The sequence below is a fragment of the Mycetohabitans endofungorum genome (assembly GCF_037477895.1).
Lineage (GTDB): Bacteria > Pseudomonadota > Gammaproteobacteria > Burkholderiales > Burkholderiaceae > Mycetohabitans.
Genome location: NZ_CP132744.1, coordinates 2,445,092 through 2,462,772 on the forward strand (window position 1 = coordinate 2,445,092; position 17,681 = coordinate 2,462,772).

17 protein-coding genes are annotated in these 17,681 nt (G+C 63.3%); 13 read left to right on the plus strand and 4 right to left on the minus strand.

Annotated features, from left to right (window positions below; all coding sequences use genetic code 11):
- Nucleotides 1-50: 50 nt before the first annotated feature.
- Entirely contained in the window at nt 51-827 is a 777-nt protein-coding gene (locus RA167_RS10675) for an enoyl-CoA hydratase (protein WP_076785522.1), read from the minus strand.
- Between the two features lie 124 nt (nt 828-951).
- Here RA167_RS10675 and paaN point away from each other — a divergent pair, with 124 nt between their 5' ends.
- The 5 genes from paaN (at nt 952) to paaK (ending at nt 6,568) form a co-directional block, all read left to right on the plus strand.
- A complete protein-coding gene (gene paaN, locus RA167_RS10680; protein ID WP_076785523.1) occupies nt 952-2,631 on the plus strand; it encodes a phenylacetic acid degradation protein PaaN in 1,680 nt (559 codons plus the stop codon).
- Between the two features lie 71 nt (nt 2,632-2,702).
- Entirely contained in the window at nt 2,703-3,905 is a 1,203-nt protein-coding gene (gene pcaF / locus RA167_RS10685; RefSeq protein WP_076785524.1) for a 3-oxoadipyl-CoA thiolase, read from the plus strand.
- 45 nt (nt 3,906-3,950) lie between these two features.
- A complete protein-coding gene (gene paaG, locus RA167_RS10690; protein ID WP_076785525.1) occupies nt 3,951-4,742 on the plus strand; it encodes a 2-(1,2-epoxy-1,2-dihydrophenyl)acetyl-CoA isomerase PaaG in 792 nt (263 codons plus the stop codon).
- 1 nt (nt 4,743) lies between these two features.
- Nucleotides 4,744-5,214: a hydroxyphenylacetyl-CoA thioesterase PaaI gene (gene paaI, locus RA167_RS10695; protein ID WP_076785526.1), complete on the plus strand. Its 471-nt coding sequence runs from the start codon at nt 4,744-4,746 to the stop codon at nt 5,212-5,214.
- Between the two features lie 46 nt (nt 5,215-5,260).
- The gene (gene paaK, locus RA167_RS10700) at nt 5,261-6,568 is read left to right on the plus strand and encodes a phenylacetate--CoA ligase PaaK (protein WP_076785527.1); all 1,308 of its coding nucleotides are present in this window, start codon (nt 5,261-5,263) and stop codon (nt 6,566-6,568) included.
- 107 nt (nt 6,569-6,675) lie between these two features.
- Here the strand turns inward: paaK and RA167_RS10705 are convergent, their stop codons facing one another.
- Both RA167_RS10705 and apaG read right to left on the minus strand, forming a co-directional pair.
- Nucleotides 6,676-7,749, minus strand: a complete 1,074-nt coding sequence (locus RA167_RS10705; protein WP_076787458.1) for a murein transglycosylase A — start codon at nt 7,747-7,749, stop codon at nt 6,676-6,678.
- 374 nt (nt 7,750-8,123) lie between these two features.
- Nucleotides 8,124-8,498, minus strand: coding sequence for a Co2+/Mg2+ efflux protein ApaG (apaG, locus tag RA167_RS10710; RefSeq protein WP_076785528.1), 375 nt, complete (start codon nt 8,496-8,498; stop codon nt 8,124-8,126).
- 322 nt (nt 8,499-8,820) lie between these two features.
- Here apaG and rpe point away from each other — a divergent pair, with 322 nt between their 5' ends.
- The 8 genes from rpe (at nt 8,821) to RA167_RS10750 (ending at nt 16,859) form a co-directional block, all read left to right on the plus strand.
- Nucleotides 8,821-9,492, plus strand: coding sequence for a ribulose-phosphate 3-epimerase (gene rpe / locus RA167_RS10715; RefSeq protein ID WP_076785529.1), 672 nt, complete (start codon nt 8,821-8,823; stop codon nt 9,490-9,492).
- Between the two features lie 7 nt (nt 9,493-9,499).
- Nucleotides 9,500-10,240: a phosphoglycolate phosphatase gene (gene gph, locus RA167_RS10720; protein ID WP_076785530.1), complete on the plus strand. Its 741-nt coding sequence runs from the start codon at nt 9,500-9,502 to the stop codon at nt 10,238-10,240.
- A gap of 331 nt (nt 10,241-10,571) precedes the next feature.
- Nucleotides 10,572-12,077 carry an anthranilate synthase component I gene (gene trpE, locus RA167_RS10725; protein ID WP_076785531.1) on the plus strand — a complete coding sequence of 502 codons (1,506 nt, stop codon included), beginning with the start codon at nt 10,572-10,574 and terminating at the stop codon, nt 12,075-12,077.
- A 599-nt stretch (nt 12,078-12,676) separates the two neighbouring features.
- Nucleotides 12,677-13,264 (plus strand): aminodeoxychorismate/anthranilate synthase component II, encoded by a 588-nt coding sequence (locus RA167_RS10730; protein ID WP_076785532.1) that lies wholly within the window; start codon nt 12,677-12,679, stop codon nt 13,262-13,264.
- 68 nt (nt 13,265-13,332) lie between these two features.
- The gene (gene trpD / locus RA167_RS10735; protein ID WP_076787460.1) at nt 13,333-14,364 is read left to right on the plus strand and encodes an anthranilate phosphoribosyltransferase; all 1,032 of its coding nucleotides are present in this window, start codon (nt 13,333-13,335) and stop codon (nt 14,362-14,364) included.
- An 18-nt stretch (nt 14,365-14,382) separates the two neighbouring features.
- Complete coding sequence (gene trpC, locus RA167_RS10740; protein WP_076785533.1) at nt 14,383-15,189, plus strand: indole-3-glycerol phosphate synthase TrpC; 807 nt, start codon at nt 14,383-14,385, stop codon at nt 15,187-15,189.
- 5 nt (nt 15,190-15,194) lie between these two features.
- Nucleotides 15,195-15,836, plus strand: coding sequence for a CYTH domain-containing protein (locus RA167_RS10745; RefSeq protein WP_076787463.1), 642 nt, complete (start codon nt 15,195-15,197; stop codon nt 15,834-15,836).
- A 51-nt stretch (nt 15,837-15,887) separates the two neighbouring features.
- Nucleotides 15,888-16,859 carry a uracil-DNA glycosylase gene (locus RA167_RS10750; protein WP_306666072.1) on the plus strand — a complete coding sequence of 324 codons (972 nt, stop codon included), beginning with the start codon at nt 15,888-15,890 and terminating at the stop codon, nt 16,857-16,859.
- A 220-nt stretch (nt 16,860-17,079) separates the two neighbouring features.
- Here the strand turns inward: RA167_RS10750 and RA167_RS10755 are convergent, their stop codons facing one another.
- The gene (locus tag RA167_RS10755) at nt 17,080-17,673 is read right to left on the minus strand and encodes an FMN-dependent NADH-azoreductase (protein WP_076787467.1); all 594 of its coding nucleotides are present in this window, start codon (nt 17,671-17,673) and stop codon (nt 17,080-17,082) included.
- Nucleotides 17,674-17,681 lie beyond the last annotated feature (8 nt).

Genomic DNA, 17,681 nt, shown 5'->3' on the forward strand with positions numbered 1-17,681 from the left:
CGCGAAAAATAAGATTTTAGCGACCCATCACCTTCAACGCAAGTCCGTTTTCAACGATGCTTGAAGATAGGCTTGCGCTTCTCGACAAACGCCGCCATCCCTTCCTTCTGGTCCTCGGTGGCAAACAGCGAGTGGAACAGCCGGCGCTCGAAATGCACACCCTCGGTAAGCAAGGTCTCGTACGATTGATTGATCGATTCCTTAATCATCATCACCGAAGGCAGCGAATATTCAGCAATCGCAGCCGCCGTGCTAAGCGCTTCGTCTAACAGCTTGCCTACCGCGACTACGCGAGATACCAGTCCCGCGCGCTCCGCTTCGTGTACATCCATGAACCGCCCGGTCAAGCACAGGTCCATCGCTTTGGCCTTAGAGATCGCACGCGGCAAGCGCTGCGTGCCACCGGCGCCCGGCATGACCCCGAGCTTGACCTCCGGCAGACCGAACCGCGCGGTGTCGGCCGCGATGATAATGTCGCACATCATCGCCAGTTCGCATCCGCCGCCCAGCGCCAAGCCCGCCACTGCGGCGATCACCGGTTTGCGCACCGCACGCACCGCCTCCCAGTTGCGCGTAATGTAGTTCCCTTTGTAAACATCCATATAGGTGTACTTCGCCATCATTCCGATGTCCGCGCCGGCGGCAAATGCCTTTTCACTGCCCGTCACCACGATCGCGCCGATCTGCTCGTCGTCGTCGAACGCCTTGAGCGCCGCGCCCAACTCGTCCATCAGCGCGTCGTTCAGTGCATTGAGCACCTTCGGGCGGTGCAGCGTGATCAGCCCGACCCGTCCGCTTGTGTCGACCAGGATGTTTTCGAATGTCATGAATGCTCCATTGGCAAGGGGACCCGCGAAAAAACGCCGCGCAATCCGAAAAGAATGCTACCATTTTCCAACCAACCGGTCGGTTTATTTATCCGTCTCCGCCTCAATTTTCCGACGACTCGCCATGACACATCCGCTGTTTGTGAAGCATGAATCGACGTTGACACAGGCACTTCAGGCACAGGAAACGCGCGGCTACTGGAGTCCGTTCCCCGAGATGCCCAGCCCCAAGGTGTACGGGGAAACGGCGAACGCGGACGGTGAGCAATCGTTCAAAGCGCTTTTGAACCAAACGTTCGATTTGGATCAGCCCCGCAATGGACTGGTAGGCCAGGAGCACTCGCCGTTCGGCTTCGCTTTGGGCGTGCGCTATCCGAAAGCCGATCCGGACTCGCTATTCGCCGCCGTGGCGCGCGCGCAGCAACCATGGCAGCGTGCGGGCCGCGACACGTGGGTGGGCGTGAGCCTGGAGATTCTGCAGCGGCTGAACCGGGCGAGCTTCGAGATTGCCTACAGCGTGATGCATACAACCGGACAGGCATTCATGATGGCGTTCCAGGCCGGCGGGCCGCATGCGCAGGACCGCGCGCTCGAGGCCATCGCATGCGCATGGGACCAGTTGCGGCGCATCCCGGCCCAAGCTTACTGGGAAAAACCCCAAGGCAAGAACCCGCCGCTGGCAATGGAAAAGCACTTTACGATCGTGCCGCGCGGCATCGGCCTGGTGCTGGGCTGTTGTACTTTTCCGACATGGAACAGTTATCCGGGACTATTCGCCGATCTTGCGACTGGCAACGCGGTGGTCGTCAAGCCCCATCCTGGCGCGATCCTGCCGCTGGCGATCACCGTACGTATCGCGCGCGACGTGCTGCGCGAGGCCGGCTTCGATCCGAACGTCGTTACGCTGTTGGCAACGGATCCGGATGACGGCACGCTCGTGCAGCAGCTCGCCACGCGCCCCGATGTCCGACTGATCGATTTCACGGGCAGCACGCACAATGGCAATTGGCTCGAGCGCAACGCGACCCAGGCCCACGTGTATACCGAGAAGGCGGGCGTGAACCAGATTGTCATCGACTCGGTCGATGACATCAAGGCAGCCGCACGCAATATCGCATTCTCGCTGGCACTGTACTCGGGCCAGATGTGTACCGCGCCACAAAACATCTATGTGCCGCGCAACGGCATCCGCACCCCCGACGGTACGCTTAGCTTCGACGAAGTCGCCCAAGCAATCGCCGAGGCCGTCCGGAAACTGACGTCGGACCCAGCCAAGGCGGTCGAATTAATTGGAGCCCTCCAAAACGACGCCGTAGTGCAGCGCATCGAACGGGCGCGCTCGCTCGGTACCGTGCTACTGGACAGCCAACCGCTCGTGCATCCCGCGTTCGAGCATGCACGAGTGCATACGCCGCTGCTGGTCAAGCTGGATGCGGCCACCGACCAGAAACGGTTTACGCAGGAATGGTTCGGCCCGATCGCATTCGTCATCGCGACGGATTCCACCGCGCAATCGCTGGCGCTGGCCGGCTCGATTGCCGCACAGCACGGCGCGCTGACGCTATCCGTATACAGTGGTGACGAGGCAGTGCAGCAAGCCGCGCACGAAGCGGCAATCGAAGGCGGCGTCGCGCTGTCGCTGAACTTAACCGGCGGCGTGTTCGTGAACCAGTCCGCGGCGTTCTCGGACTTCCACGGCACCGGTGCAAACCCAGCGGCCAATGCGACGCTGACCGACGCTGCGTTCGTGGCGAACCGTTTCCGCGTCGTGCAAAGCCGCGCGCACGTGGCACCGCGCGGCTAACCGGCGCCACCCCGGCATTGCTCCACACCGACGAGAACGACGCTACCGGACAAGCACAGGCGACTGGCACCATGACTGAAGCTTTTATCTGTGATGCAATCCGCACGCCGTTCGGCCGCTATGGCGGCGCGCTAAAAGACGTTCGCGCAGACGACCTTGGCGCGATCCCGATCAAGGCGCTGCTCGAACGTTACCCGTCAATGGACTGGGCGGCGGTGGACGACGTGATCTTCGGCTGCGCGAATCAGGCCGGCGAAGATAACCGCAACGTCGCTCGGATGGTCGGGCTGCTCGCCGGCCTGCCCATTGACGTGCCGGGCGCCACGGTGAACCGACTATGCGGCTCGGGCATGGATGCGATCGGCACCGCGGCGCGAGCGATCCGCGCAGGTGACGCGTCGCTGATGCTGGCCGGCGGTGTCGAGAGCATGACGCGCGCGCCGTTCGTGATGGGCAAGGCCAACACCGCGTTCTCACGCCAGGCCGAAGTCTTCGATACGACGCTTGGCTGGCGTTTCGTGAACCGGCTGATGAAACAGCAGTACGGCATCGATTCGATGCCGCAGACCGCCGAAAACGTCGCGGCCGCCTATAACGTGAGCCGTGCCGATCAGGATGCATTTGCGTTACGCAGCCAGCAAAAGGCCGCCCGTGCGCAGCGTGACGGCGTACTGGCTGCCGAGATCGTGCCGGTCACCGTGCCGTCCCGCAACGGCGATGCGATCGTGGTGCAGCACGACGAGCATCCGCGCGAAACGTCAATGGACGCACTGGCCAAGCTCGGCGGTGTGGTACGCCCAGATGGCACTGTCACCGCCGGCAATGCGTCCGGCATCAACGATGGCGCCTGTGCGCTGCTAATCGCCAGCGAAGCAGCCGCACGCGCGCACGGGCTCACGCCGAAGGCGCGCGTGCTTGGCATGGCAACGGCGGGAGTCGAGCCACGCGTGATGGGCATCGGACCGGCGCCCGCGACGCGCAAGCTGCTGCGGCAATTGAACATGACGCTCGATCAGTTCGACGTCATCGAGTTAAACGAAGCATTCGCTGCACAAGGCCTGGCCGTGCTGCGGCTGCTGGGCATCGCCGACGCCGACCCGCGCGTGAATCCAAACGGCGGAGCGATCGCGCTCGGCCACCCGCTCGGCGCATCCGGCGCGCGGCTGGTAACGGCCGCCATGTACCAGTTGCACCGCAACGGCGGCCGCTATGCATTGTGTACGATGTGCATTGGAGTCGGACAGGGTATTGCATTGGCCATCGAGCGCGTCTGAAGTCGGCCTCGCGCATTCATTTCGCCTAGGCAGGAGGAAACTCCCATGACTTACACGTCAATTCTGCTCGACATCGACGCAGCCGCTCACGTCGCAACCATTACGCTGAACCGCCCGGACAAGCTCAACAGCTTCACCCGCGCGATGCACGCCGAGCTACGCGCGGCGCTGGATGAAGTGCAGCACTCGGGTGCCCGGGCGCTGGTCCTGACAGGCGCTGGCAAGGCATTTTGCGCGGGTCAGGACCTCGAGGACCTCGACTTCACGCCCGGCCATGAAACCGACCTGGGCGAGCTAATCGATCAAAACTTCAATGCACTCGTGCGGCGGCTGCAGCAGCTGCCGCTGCCGGTGACCGCAGCGGTCAACGGCACCGCAGCCGGCGCCGGCGCAAACTTGGCGTTGGCATGCGACATCACACTTGCCGCGCGTTCGAGCCGTTTCATCCAGGCTTTCGTGAAGATCGGGTTGGTACCGGACACTGGCGGCACGTGGACGCTGCCACGACGAGTCGGTATCGCTCGCGCGCTGGGACTGTCGCTCACTGGCGAGAAGCTTAGCGCGGAAAAGGCTGAAGCGTGGGGCCTGATCTGGCGCGTCGTTGATGATGCGGCCCTTCTGCCACAAGCGCGAGAGCTCGCCGCGGAACTCGCGCAGCAGCCCACCGCCGCGATCGTCGCGACCCGACAGGCCATCCGCAGCGGCGCAACGCTGGATTTGGATGTACAGCTGGATCTTGAACGCGACCTGCAGCGCAAGCTTGGCGTGTCGCACGACTATGCGGAAGGCGTGCGCGCGTTCATCGAGAAACGTCAACCCCGTTTTGACGGACACTGATATGGACCACTCTCCTCTCACCGACGCCGAACCCGGCGTGGTGCAAGCCGAGCTGCTCGCGCGCGACTGTGCCGCGGCGATGTACGAGAACGATGCGTGCACCCGCTGGCTCGGCATTCAGATAGTTGAAATTCGGCCCGGCTACGCGCGCGCGACGATGCAGGTGCGCGCCGAATTTCTGAATGGCCACGATATCTGCCACGGTGGATTGATCTTCACGCTTGCCGATTCGGCATTCGCATTTGCGTGCAACACTTATAACGTGAATACGGTGGCAGCCGGATGCACGATCGAATACCTGCGGCCGGTGCACCGCGGCGACGCGCTGACCGCGGAAGCCGTGGAGCAGGTGCGATCTGGGCGCACCGGCCTCTACGATATCCGTGTGACCAATCGCGCCGGCGAGCCGGTCGCGATGTTTCGCGGCAAGTCGGCACACATCAAAGGAAACGTCATTCGATCGAACGATTGACGCCCGCTACAAGCTACGGGACAGACACAGCAATAAGGAGATTTTAATGAACACTGCCCTGCCGCCGGAGCCAATTGAAAAAGCCAGTCGCGACGAACTACAGGCCCTGCAGCTGGAAAGGCTGAAAAAAACGCTAGCGCACGCGTATACACATTCACTAGTGTATAAGCGCAAATTTAATGAAGCGGGCGTGCATCCGGACGACTTGAAAACGCTGTCGGACTTATCCCGCTTCCCGTTCACGACGAAGCAAGACTTTCGCGATAGCTATCCGTTCGGCATGTTCGCCGTGCCAATGGACCAGGTCTCGCGCATCCACGGTTCGTCCGGCACCACCGGAAAGCCGACCGTGGTCGGCTACACGGCCAACGATATCGACATGTGGGCCAACCTCATGGCGCGCTCCATCCGCGCAGCAGGGGCGCAGCGCGGCGACAAGGTCCATGTCAGCTACGGCTACGGGCTCTTTACTGGTGGGCTGGGCGCGCACTACGGGGCAGAACGCGCGGGCCTGACCGTGATCCCGTTCGGTGGCGGGCAGACCGAGAAGCAAGTCCAGCTGATCCAGGATTTTCGCCCCGACATCATCATGGTCACGCCGAGCTACATGCTATCGATCGCCGATGAATTCGAGCGACGGGGCCTGGATCCGGCCGAATCGTCGTTGCGCATCGGCATTTTCGGCGCGGAGCCGTGGACCAACGACATGCGCGCGGCGATCGAGAAACGCATGAGCATCGACGCGGTCGACATCTATGGGCTGTCAGAGATCATCGGCCCCGGCGTCGCCTCCGAATACGCGGAAACCAAGGACGGCCCGACGATCTGGGAAGACCACTTCTATCCGGAAATCATCGATCCGGACACTGGTGAGGTGCTGCCCGAAGGCGTATTCGGCGAACTGGTGTTCACCTCGCTGACCAAAGAGGCTTTGCCAATCATCCGCTATCGTACCCGTGATCTAAGCCGGCTGCTGCCCGGCACCGCACGCGCGATGCGGCGCCTGGAGAAGATCACTGGCCGCTGCGATGACATGATGATCATCCGGGGCGTGAACGTGTTCCCGTCACAAATCGAGGAGCTGTTGCTCAAGTACGCCACCGTGCTTGCCCCTCACTACCAGATCGTGCTGACCAAGGAAGGTCCGCTCGACGTGATGACGATCCATGTCGAGCCCTGCCCGGGATCGGCACTGGACGAACGCGCAATCGAAGCGGCACGCGCAAGCCTAGCGCACGATGTCAAGGCGCTGGTCGGCGTCACGGCGCAAATCGCCGCCTTGCCAGTGAACAGCATCGAGCGCTCAGTGGGTAAGGCGCGCCGCGTCGTGGACAAACGTCGTGCGTCAGCCTGAGGCCTGAGCCGATGGCGGCCACGCGCAACACGGCCGCTCAACTGTTGAACAGCAGCGGCCACATCCGGCCGCCCAACTGTTGAGCAGCAGCAGCCACATCCAGCCACTCAACTATTGGGCAGCAGCAGCCACATCCGGCCGCCCTGCTTCATCCGGCCCGCCAGGTCGCCCGCGTCATCACCTAGTCCCCAAAAGTAGTCGGCCCGCACGCCGCCTTTGATCGCGCTGCCCACGTCCTGCGCGAACACCAGCCGGTTCATCGGCTGATTCGACAATGGCCGGGTGGTCTGCAGGAATACCGGCGTGCCGAGCGGGATCGACGTCGGGTCAACCGCGATCGAGCGTTCGGGCGTGAGCGGCACCCCCAACGCACCGACCGGCCCGTCGGCTCCGCCGCTGGGCACGCCTTCGCTGGATGGCACTTCCTTGAAGAACACGAAGCGCGGATTCACATCCAGCAGAGCATCGACGCGCAACCGGTTCGCCCGGGCCCATGCCTTAATTCCCTGCATCGTCGCCTGCGCCGGTGAAAGCTCGCCACGATCGATCAGCCAACGGCCGATCGAACGATACGGCTGGTTGTTGGTGCCACTGTAACCGACCCGCATCACCGTGCCGTCGTCGAGCAATACCCGGCCGGAGCCTTGCACCTGCAGAAAAAACGCCTCGATCGGATCGTCCACGTAGACAAGCTCGTTGCCGGCCAGCATGCCGGAGCGTATCAGCTGTGCACGCGGCGGCAACACCGCGTCCGGGCGGGCTGCCCTCGGCCAGCGATACAATGGGTACAGGTACGGCGCACGCCGGTACCGAGACCCATGCAACAACGGCTCGTAGTAGCCGGTGACGAGACCGTCGAGCGTGCCGTCGCTATTAGCCAGCACAAACGGCGTGAAGTACGTCTCAAAAAACGTACGCGCGGCGGCCACGTCAAGATCATCCAGTTGCTGCGCAGCAACACACGCACGCCGCCAATTCGCTAGCGTGTTCATGCGTGCACAGTTCTGCCGCAGCGCGCCGGTAGTTCCGATCAGGCTGTCCTCCTGCCAACCGGGCACCTGCTGCCAGCTGACCGGCGTGAGCCGCGCACTGATCAGCGCCTGCTGGCTTGGCGTGGCAACGACCGGCGGCACGTGCATCACCGGCCGCACCGCACCGCTGCCACCGCATGACGCAAGCATCGCCGCTGCGACGATCGTCGCGATCAGTGTCGCGGCGCGGCCCCAGCGCCGCACACCGGCTGCATGCCGGTCCCTTGCGGCCGCCCGCCTCGGCCCGCTGCCATGCGCGCCACCGTTACCATACACGCAACCGTTAAAATGCTCGCTCGTTTCCCAAACCGTCATGTCTGCGTTCTTCACCGCTTGCCCGTGGCTACTACCCACGGTTGAAATACTGCTGCCGATTGGATTGCTCGCGTACATCGTATGGTACGTGCGCCGCCCGCCGCGCAAGCGCGATTGACGCCCTGCGGCGCTGCGCCGGCCAGCCGCCACGGCGGTCCACGCCGAAGCGGTCGCGGCGCCGCGCCGCGCCGCGCCGCCATCGTGCGCGCTCAATGCAGCATGCGCGGCATGCACAGCGCAAATTCCGCTATCGGCGCCTCGAAGCGCGTACCGTCCTCGGCCACGCAAAAATACTCGCCGCGCATCGTGCCGACCGGCGTCGCAATGACCGCCCAACTCGTATATTCGAATTGCTCGCCCGGCCGCAGCAATGGCTGATGTCCGACGACCCCGAGTCCTTTGACCTCTTGCACCTTCGCCTCGCTGTCGGTAATGATCCAATGGCGCGCAATCAACTGCGAGGCAACCTGTCCGGTATTGCGTATCGTCAACGTGTAGGCAAACGCATATTGCTGGTGCTCCGGGTCGGACTGGTCCGGCAGATAGGCCGCCCGCGCCGAGACGCTCAATTCATACTGACTCATCCTGGATTCCGATAAAGGTCGCGCAATACGGGCGCACGCTCACCCATGGCGCGGGCATGCAGATCCCTGCGCATCGCATTTTCGTTGATGCGCTTGCGTGTCGCAACCTGCAATGCGATGTGGCTGATACGACGGGCTGACCCGACGTGGCTGGTCTGACGTGGCTAATCCGACGTGGTTGACGTGACGTAGCTAGCGTGACGCGATCCACTGACATGTCAATGCAGGCATCAGGGCGCCGCTCCCGGGCTAGGCTGGCGTCGCGCCGGCACGCTAGAATAACGCTTTGTTTGCCGCTCAGCGCCCGCCAACGCATTCCAAGATGACTTTTCGCATCGCCCCAAGCATTCTTTCCGCTGACTTCGCCCGCCTCGGCGAAGAAGTGCGCAACGTGGTCGCCGCCGGCGCCGACTGGATCCACTTTGACGTGATGGACAACCATTACGTACCCAACCTGACGATCGGCCCGATGGTTTGTGAAGCGATCCGCCCGCACGTCAACGTGCCGATCGACGTGCATCTGATGGTCCGTCCGGTGGACCGCCTCGTGCCGGACTTCGCAAGGGCGGGCGCGAACGTGATCAGCTTCCATCCAGAGGCGTCCGACCATATCGATCGCACTCTATCACTGATCCGGGACCACGGTTGCAAGGCGGGATTGGTATTCAATCCCGCCACGTCTTTGAACTACCTGGACCACGTGATGGACCGCGTCGACCTGGTGCTGATTATGTCGGTGAATCCCGGTTTCGGTGGACAGTCGTTCATTCCCGAGGCACTGAATAAGCTGCGCGAGGCGCGGCGGCGCATCGACGCGTATGCGGCACAGACGGGCCGCGAGATCCACCTGGAGGTGGACGGCGGCGTGAAGGCCGACAATATCGCGCAAATCGCGGCCGCCGGCGCCGATACGTTTGTCGCGGGTTCGGCAATCTTCGGGCAGCCCGACTACCGACAGGTGATCAACCAGATGCGCGCTGCACTCAGACGGTGAGCGCGCGATGACTGACACCAGCCTGACACCGGTTGCCGATGACAATCGCCGCGGTGCGCCCCCCATCAGACCGGTCGAGGCCGCGATCGTCGATTTGGATGGCACGATGGTCGATACCGCCGGCGATTTCACGGCGGCGCTCAACACGGTGCTCGGCGAGCTCGACTTGCCGCCGATCGATCAAGCCGAAGTCGTCGCCTACGTCGGCAAGGGCTCCGAGCACCTCGTGTGCAGCGTGCTGTCGGCACGCCTGCCGCCAACCAAGGTCGAGCAGCGGTTCGATGTGGCACTGGCCAGGTACCAGCGGGCATACGCGGTGGTCAATGGTCGCCACACGCGGCTCTACCCGGACGTGATCCGCGGGCTGGACGCATTCAGGGCTGCGCGGATCAAGCTTGCATGCGTGACCAACAAACCGCTTCGATTCGCGCTCGAGTTGCTCGAGCAGTATAACCTGCGGCCGTATTTCGAAGTGGTGTTCGGCGGCGACAGCCTGCCGCGGAAAAAGCCGGACCCGTTGCCAATGCTAGCCGCGTGCGACGCGCTCGGCGTGCCGCCCGCGCAGGCGGTCGCGATCGGCGACTCGGAAAACGACGCGCGCGCGGCGCGCGGCGCCGGGCTCGCGACGTTGACCGTACCATACGGTTACAACCACGGCCAACCTGTACAATCGATCGACTCGGATGGTATAGTGGGTTCGCTGCTGGAGGCGGCCAACCGGGTGACGGCGCCACACGCCGCGCAATAGCATCCGTCCCAGGGTATCCGCAACATCGTCATGTTTCTAAACAGAAAACGCAGTCTTGGCAGTATCGACCGGGGAGCCTGGCCCTGGCGCCGCTGGCACGCCTGAGCGCGATTGCGCGTCGAAACCCGTTGCTTGCCGGGTTTCGATTTCCCCGTTTTTTGTTTTCGTTGTCGCCCCCGGCATCGCGGCCGTGTCCGCGCTACGCACCATGTAGCGCCGCCGCGTCCCGGTACGTTGGCTTCGGCACCTATGCTGCGGCCGGGCCGCGACATTGGTTCAGTGCATACCGCGCCGTGCACCGAGCACCAATAGGACAATAGGACTTGCCAACATGACCGAGCTTGAATTCCAGTCCCTTGCCAACAAAGGTTACAACCGCATTGCGCTGATTGCTGAGGTGCTCGCCGACCTTGATACGCCGCTGTCGCTGTATCTGAAACTCGCTCACCCCGAACGAGGAGGCGCGAATTCGTTTCTGCTCGAGTCGGTGGTCGGCGGCGAACGCTTCGGCCGCTATTCATTCATCGGCCTACCCTCGCGCACCTTGCTGCGTACGCGGCAAGCTGACGGCACCGGCATCACCGAAGTGGTGTGCGACGGCCAGGTCATCGAAACGCACGAAGGCGATCCGTTTGCATTCATTGCGCAGTTCCAGGCGCGTTTCAAAGTCGCGCTCCGACCCGGCATGCCCCGTTTCTGCGGCGGCCTGGCGGGCTACTTCGGCTACGACGCGGTGCGCTTCATCGAGAAGAAGCTCGCGCATTCGACGCCCAAGGACGATCTGGGCCTGCCGGACATCCAGCTGCTGCTGACCGAAGAAGTGGCAGTGATCGACAACCTGGCCGGCAAGCTCTACCTGATCGTCTACGCCGATCCGGGTGCACCGGAGGCGTACACGCGCGCCAAGCAGCGGCTGCGCGAATTGCGCAACCGGTTGCGCAGCCCGGCCCAGCCTCCGGTCACGTCGCCGACGGTGCGCACTGACACCTATCGCGAGTTCGCCAAGGACGACTATCTGGCCGCGGTGCGCAAAGCCAAGGAATACATTGCCGCCGGCGAACTGATGCAGGTGCAAGTCGGGCAGCGGATTTCGAAACCGTTTCGCGACCATCCCCTGTCGCTGTATCGCGTGCTGCGCTCGCTGAACCCGTCGCCGTATATGTATTTCTACAACTTCGGTGACTTCCACGTGGTCGGCGCATCACCTGAGATCTTGGTGCGGCAGGAAGAGCGCGGCGGCGAGCAGATCGTGACGATCCGCCCGCTAGCCGGCACGCGCGCGCGCGGCAGTACGCCGGAGCGCGACGCGCAGTTGGCGACGGAGTTGCTGAACGACCCGAAGGAGATCGCCGAGCATGTGATGCTGATTGATCTCGCGCGCAATGACGTCGGCCGCATCGCGCAAACGGGCTCCGTGGTCGTCACTGACAAGATGGTGATCGAAAAATACTCGCACGTGCAGCATATCGTCAGCTCAGTCGAGGGCAAACTCAAGCCCGGCATGACGCCCTTCGATGTGCTGCGCGCCACATTCCCAGCCGGCACGCTGTCCGGCGCCCCGAAGGTCCGCGCGCTGGAATTGATCGATGAACTTGAGCCGGTCAAGCGCGGCCTGTACGGCGGCGCGGTCGGCTATCTGTCATTTTCTGGCGAAATGGATCTGGCGATCACGATCCGCACCGGCGTGATCCACGACGGCAACTTGTACACGCAGGCCGCCGCCGGCATCGTCGCTGATTCGGTGCCTGAAGCGGAATGGCAGGAAACTGAGAACAAAGCGCGTGCCGTATTGCGCGCCGCCGAGCACGTGCAGGATGGCCTGGACGCGCAGTTCTGACAGGCCCGCCCCCATTGAGCGACGCGTGCCCGCCGCCAACCAGATTGAACGCGTGAACGCGTTGTCGGCAGCCGCACTGTGTCATTTGGGTCGACAGGCCCGCGCGCGAAACGCTACAATGAACCCGACCGACCCGGCCAACGCGCCGGGCCGCTATTTCAGCCAGGCGTAACCCATGCTTCGAACCACGTTGACCCGTGCAGCCCAGTGGTGGCGCTTCCGCTAGGAAGCGGCACGTCGTGGTTCGCCCACCGCACCTTGCCGCCGTATCCGGTGGCAGGTTGACAACCCTGATAGTGCTACGGTACGGCGGCTCCAAGCTCAAGGAGATTGCCGATGCCGTTGACAGATCCAGTCGTCGCCAACACGCCCGAACCGCTCGATGCGGGCCCCGTCGTCCCTGCTGTGGCACGCGCAACCGGTTGCGCGTGCAACGTCCGCGCGCTGCGCGCCCGGGTTCATGTTCGCTCTCGCTTGTGTCGGATGCCTGTGGCGACCCCGCCTGTGGCGGCCCCATGCCGGACCGCATTGAGCAGGTCCGTGGGCCAGCAGCTTCATCGCGTCGATTTTTCGTTCAATATCAGTCCATTGGGTGCCGTATGCTGCTGATGATCGATAACTATGACTCGTTCACCTACAACCTCGTCCAGTACTTTGGCGAGTTGGGCGAGCAAGTGCAGACCTACCGCAATGACGAGATCAGCTGTGACGAGATCGCCGCGCTGAGCCCGCAGCGTATCTGCCTGTCGCCTGGACCCAGCAATCCGCAACACGCCGGCGTGACACTCTCGGTCATCCAACGCTTCGCCGGCCGCATCCCGATGCTTGGCGTATGCCTGGGACACCAGGCGATCGGCGAGGCGTTCGGCGGCCGCATCGTGCGAGCCAAGACGATCATGCATGGCAAGGTCAGCGAAATCGAGACCGATCGGCGGGGGATCTTCGCCGATCTACCGCACCGCTTTCAGGTCACGCGGTACCATTCGCTAGCCATCGAGCGCGACACGCTGCCCGACTGTCTGGAGGTCTGCGCATGGACCGACGATGGCGAAATCATGGGCGTGCGCCACAAGACGCTGCCGATCGAGGGTGTGCAGTTCCATCCGGAATCGATCCTGTCCGAGCATGGCCATGCCCTGCTTGAGAATTTCATCGCTCAAAGCCGCACTGCGGCGCTTACCCGATGAACGCGCGCCCTACCGACGCGATGCCCCTGTCTCCCCCGCTCACTGGCCTAACCCGCACGGAGAACCGGATGCCCATCACCCCTCAGGAAGCGCTGCAGCGTACCATCGAGCACCGCGAGATCTTCCATGACGAGATGCTGCACCTGATGCGGATGATCATGCGCGGAGAAATGTCGCCGGTCATGGTGGCCGCCATCATCACCGGGCTGCGCGTGAAGAAGGAAACGATCGGAGAGATCACTGCAGCGGCAACCGTCATGCGCGAGTTCGCTCACCACGTACAGGTAGCCGACAACCGGCACTTTGTCGATATCGTGGGCACCGGCGGCGACGGCTCGCATACGTTCAATATCTCCACGGCAACGATGTTCGTGACCGCCGCAGCCGGCGCAAAGGTCGCCAAGCATGGCAATCGCAGCGTGTCATCCAAGTCCGGCAGCGCCGATGTGCTCGAAGCGCTCGGCGTCAACATCAACCTAACGCCGGAACAGGTGGCGCAGTCTATCGAGGCGACCGGCATAGGGTTCATGTTCGCGCCGAACCACCATCCGGCGATGAAGAACGTCGCGCCGATCCGTCGCGAAATGGGGGTACGCACGATCTTCAATATACTGGGACCGTTGACCAATCCGGCGGGGGCACCGAACCAACTGCAGGGCGTGTTCCACGAGGATCTGGTCGGCATCCAGGTCCGGGTGATGCAACAGCTTGGCGCAAACCACGTGCTGGTCGTCTACGGGCGAGACGGGATGGACGAAGTATCGCTCGGCGCGGCGACACGGGTCGGCGAGCTGCGCGATGGCCAGGTGCACGAATACGAGATTCATCCCGAAGACTTCGGCCTGCAAATGGTGTCGAATCGCTCCCTGAAGGTCGCCAACGTGGACGAATCGAAAACAATGCTGCTCAGCGCACTGGACAATACGCCGGGCATTGCCCGCGAGATCGTCGCGCTCAATGCCGGTACCGCGCTGTATGCGGCCAACGTCGTCGCTTCGATCGGCGACGGGATCCGGCAAGCGCGTGAGGCAATCGCCAGCGGAGCCGCCCGTGCGAAGGTCGATGAACTTGTCCGTTTTACGCAGCAGTTGAGTCATTGAGCCAAACAGAGCACCATCATGACTGATATTCTCGATCGCATCATTGCAGTCAAGCGCGATGAGATCCGTGCCGCGCAGGCGAGTGCACCTCTGGCAGCGTTGCAACTGAGCGCCCACGCGCGGCGCGGCGACCTACGCGACTTCGTTGCGGCGTTGCGTGCCAAACACGCGCTCGGACAGCCGGCGATCATCGCCGAGGTGAAAAAAGCCAGCCCCTCCAAGGGCGTGTTGCGCGAAACTTTTGTGCCAGCCGACATTGCGTGCTCGTACGCACAGCACGGCGCCGCATGCTTGTCGGTACTCACGGACGTGCCGTTTTTCCAGGGCAGCGCGCGCTACCTCCAGCAGGCTCGCGACGCGTGCCCACTGCCCGTGCTGCGCAAGGACTTTATCATCGACCCGTACCAGGTGCTGGAGGCGCGTGCGATGGGTGCGGACTGCATCCTGCTGATCGCCGCCGCGCTGGAGCCAGCGCAGATGCGCGAGCTGGAAGCGTACGCCCATTCGCTGGGGCTCGCGGTACTGGTGGAAGTGCACAATGCGCACGAACTGGACGTGGCGTTGACGCTAAAGACACCGCTGATCGGCGTCAACAATCGCAACCTGCGCACGTTCGCCGTCACGCTGGACACCACACTTGGGCTCCTCGACAGCATTCCCGACGAGCGTATCGTGGTAACCGAGTCGGGGATCCTGACGCGCGACGACGTGGACCGGATGCGTGCAGCCGACGTTCATACTTTCCTGGTCGGCGAAGCGTTCATGCGCGCGGACAATCCCGGTGCCGCGCTCGCCGACATGTTTTTCGGACTGCAACGTCCATGACGACGATGAGCATCGAACGCGAAATCAAGCTTGCGCTGCCGGCGTCGCAGATCGAGGCCGCCCGCGCGCTGCTCGCCGAGTTGAGTGGACATGATGGCCAACCGACCGCCCTCGCCAATCTCTACTTCGATACGCCCGACGACAGGCTCGCGCGCGCCGGCGGTGCATTGCGATTGCGACGCACGCCTGATGGCTGGCTGCAGACTTTCAAGTTCGGCGGCGGCGCGTCGGACGGGGTGCACAGTCGCCATGAATGGGAAATGGCGGTGGCCGGCGACGCGCTTGAACTCGACGCGCTGCTCGCCGCGTGCGGCGACGCGCAAGCGCGCGCGCTCGTGCGCAACGCTGCGGCGACGCTCGTGCCTCTGTTTCGCACCGACTTCACGCGCACGCTATGGCCGCTTCACTGGACCGGCACACCCATCGAAGCCGCGCTGGACATTGGCGAAGTGCAGGCCGAGGTGGACGGCGCAGTGCGGCGTGCGCCGATCTGCGAAATCGAACTTGAACTGAAGGATGCGCCGAAGGCCAGTGCGCATGCGGCTCTCGACGCGCTCGCCGCCGTCATCAAGCAGCACTTGCCGGGCACCACGTCCGAGGACGTCAGCAAGGCCGAACGGGGTTATCGGTTGCGCAGCGGCCAGTGAACCATCCGTGGTTGCCGGCGCCCCACCCTTCCATCCGACTTTATCGCGATCATGGCTTCCCGCACTAGACACTCCACCACCGCCGCATTGCGCGGTGCCGACGAACAGCGAACCGAGCGCCAGCAACCGTCGTTGCTCGATGAGACGCGGGCCGAACATCGGCAATCATCGTTGCACGGCGACACCGCCGGCGAATCCCGGCAGCCATCGTGGCTCGGCGACGCACAGGCTGCCCCTCGGCAACCGTCGTTGTTCGACGATCCACCGCCCCCGCATGAGTGCACGGTGGCACCATCGCCGCGGTCATGTCCACCGTCTTGCACGACACTCACCCTCGAACAACAATTCGACAGCCTGCCACCGGCGTGGCGCGCGCACCTGGTACCGTTCATCGGCAGTTCGGCATACGCACGCCTATGCGAGTTCGTCGACTACGAGCGCAGCAGCGGCAAGACGGTCTATCCGACGGACGTATTCCGCGCATTGCATCTGACGTCGCCGGACGACGTCAAGGTGGTCATCTTGGGTCAGGATCCCTATCACGGCGAGGACAACGGCGTGCCGCAGGCGCACGGACTAGCGTTTTCCGTCCCCCCCGGCGTCCGGCCTCCCCCGTCGTTACGCAATATTTTCAAGGAGATCGCCGCGAACTTCGACCATGCGGTGCCACGCCATGGCTGCCTGGATCATTGGGCCCGGCAAGGGGTGCTGCTGCTCAATACAGTACTGACCGTCGAGCGTAACCGGGCGGCCAGCCATGCAAAGCGCGGCTGGGAGCAATGCACGGACACGCTGATCGAGCACCTTGCCACGCAACACGAAGGCCTCGTGTTCATGCTGTGGGGCTCGCATGCGCAAGCCAAACGACAGTTACTGCACGGCCGCGGCCACCGGATTCTCGAAGCACCGCATCCGTCACCGCTGTCGGCGCACCGCGGCTTCCTTGGTTGCCGCCACTTCGCGCTTGCCAATGAGCATCTGCGCCAGGTTGGTCGCGAGCCGATCGATTGGCGCGTGCTGTAAGCCGACTGGTGCCCTGCCATGAGTTGACTGGGGCGTGCCTTGAGCCGATTGTGGCCTGCCGGGAGCCGGCTATAAGCCTGCCCGAAGCCGATTGGAGGCGGCCGGAAGCCAACCCCATTCGGGGCGCCGCTCCGTTGGCCGCCCAGTCGGCAGGCCGGAACACCGCTCGGAACTGGCAGTGCTACTGGCGACGTCATGCCCGCACGCCGGCAACTGCGCATCACAGAGCGGCAATTGCCTCGCGCGCCGCCGCCAGGCCGCTTTGTTTGGATTGCTCACCGAGGTTCAGCCCTTCGGCGAAGATGAACGTGACGTCGGTCAGGCCGATAAAGGCGAGGAACGTTTTCAAATAAGGCGTCTGCAAGTCCGCCGGCGTGCCGAGATACTTGCCACCGCGCGCGTTCACGACATACACCTTCTTGCCCGTGACCAGTCCTTGTGGGCCCTCCGCCGTATAGCGGAAGGTCACGCCAGCACGCGCGACATGGTCGAAATACGCCTTCAACTGGCTGGAGATACCAAAGTTGTACATTGGCGCGCCGATGACAATGATGTCGGCAGCCTTCAACTCCGCCACCAAGGCGTCGCTGCGGGCGATGATCGCCTGCTGCTGCGCATTGCGTTGTTCTGCCGGCGTGAAGAAGGCGCCAATTGCTGCTTCGTCCAGGTGCGGCAAGCTATCGGTCAACAGATCCCGCACGACCAGCGTGGCATCCGGATGCGACTGTTGCAGCTTCGCCGTCAATTCATTAGCCAACAGCGTGGATTGCGCCTCCGTGCGCGCAGCGGAATTGATCTGGAGAATCGTAGTCATTTTGGGCT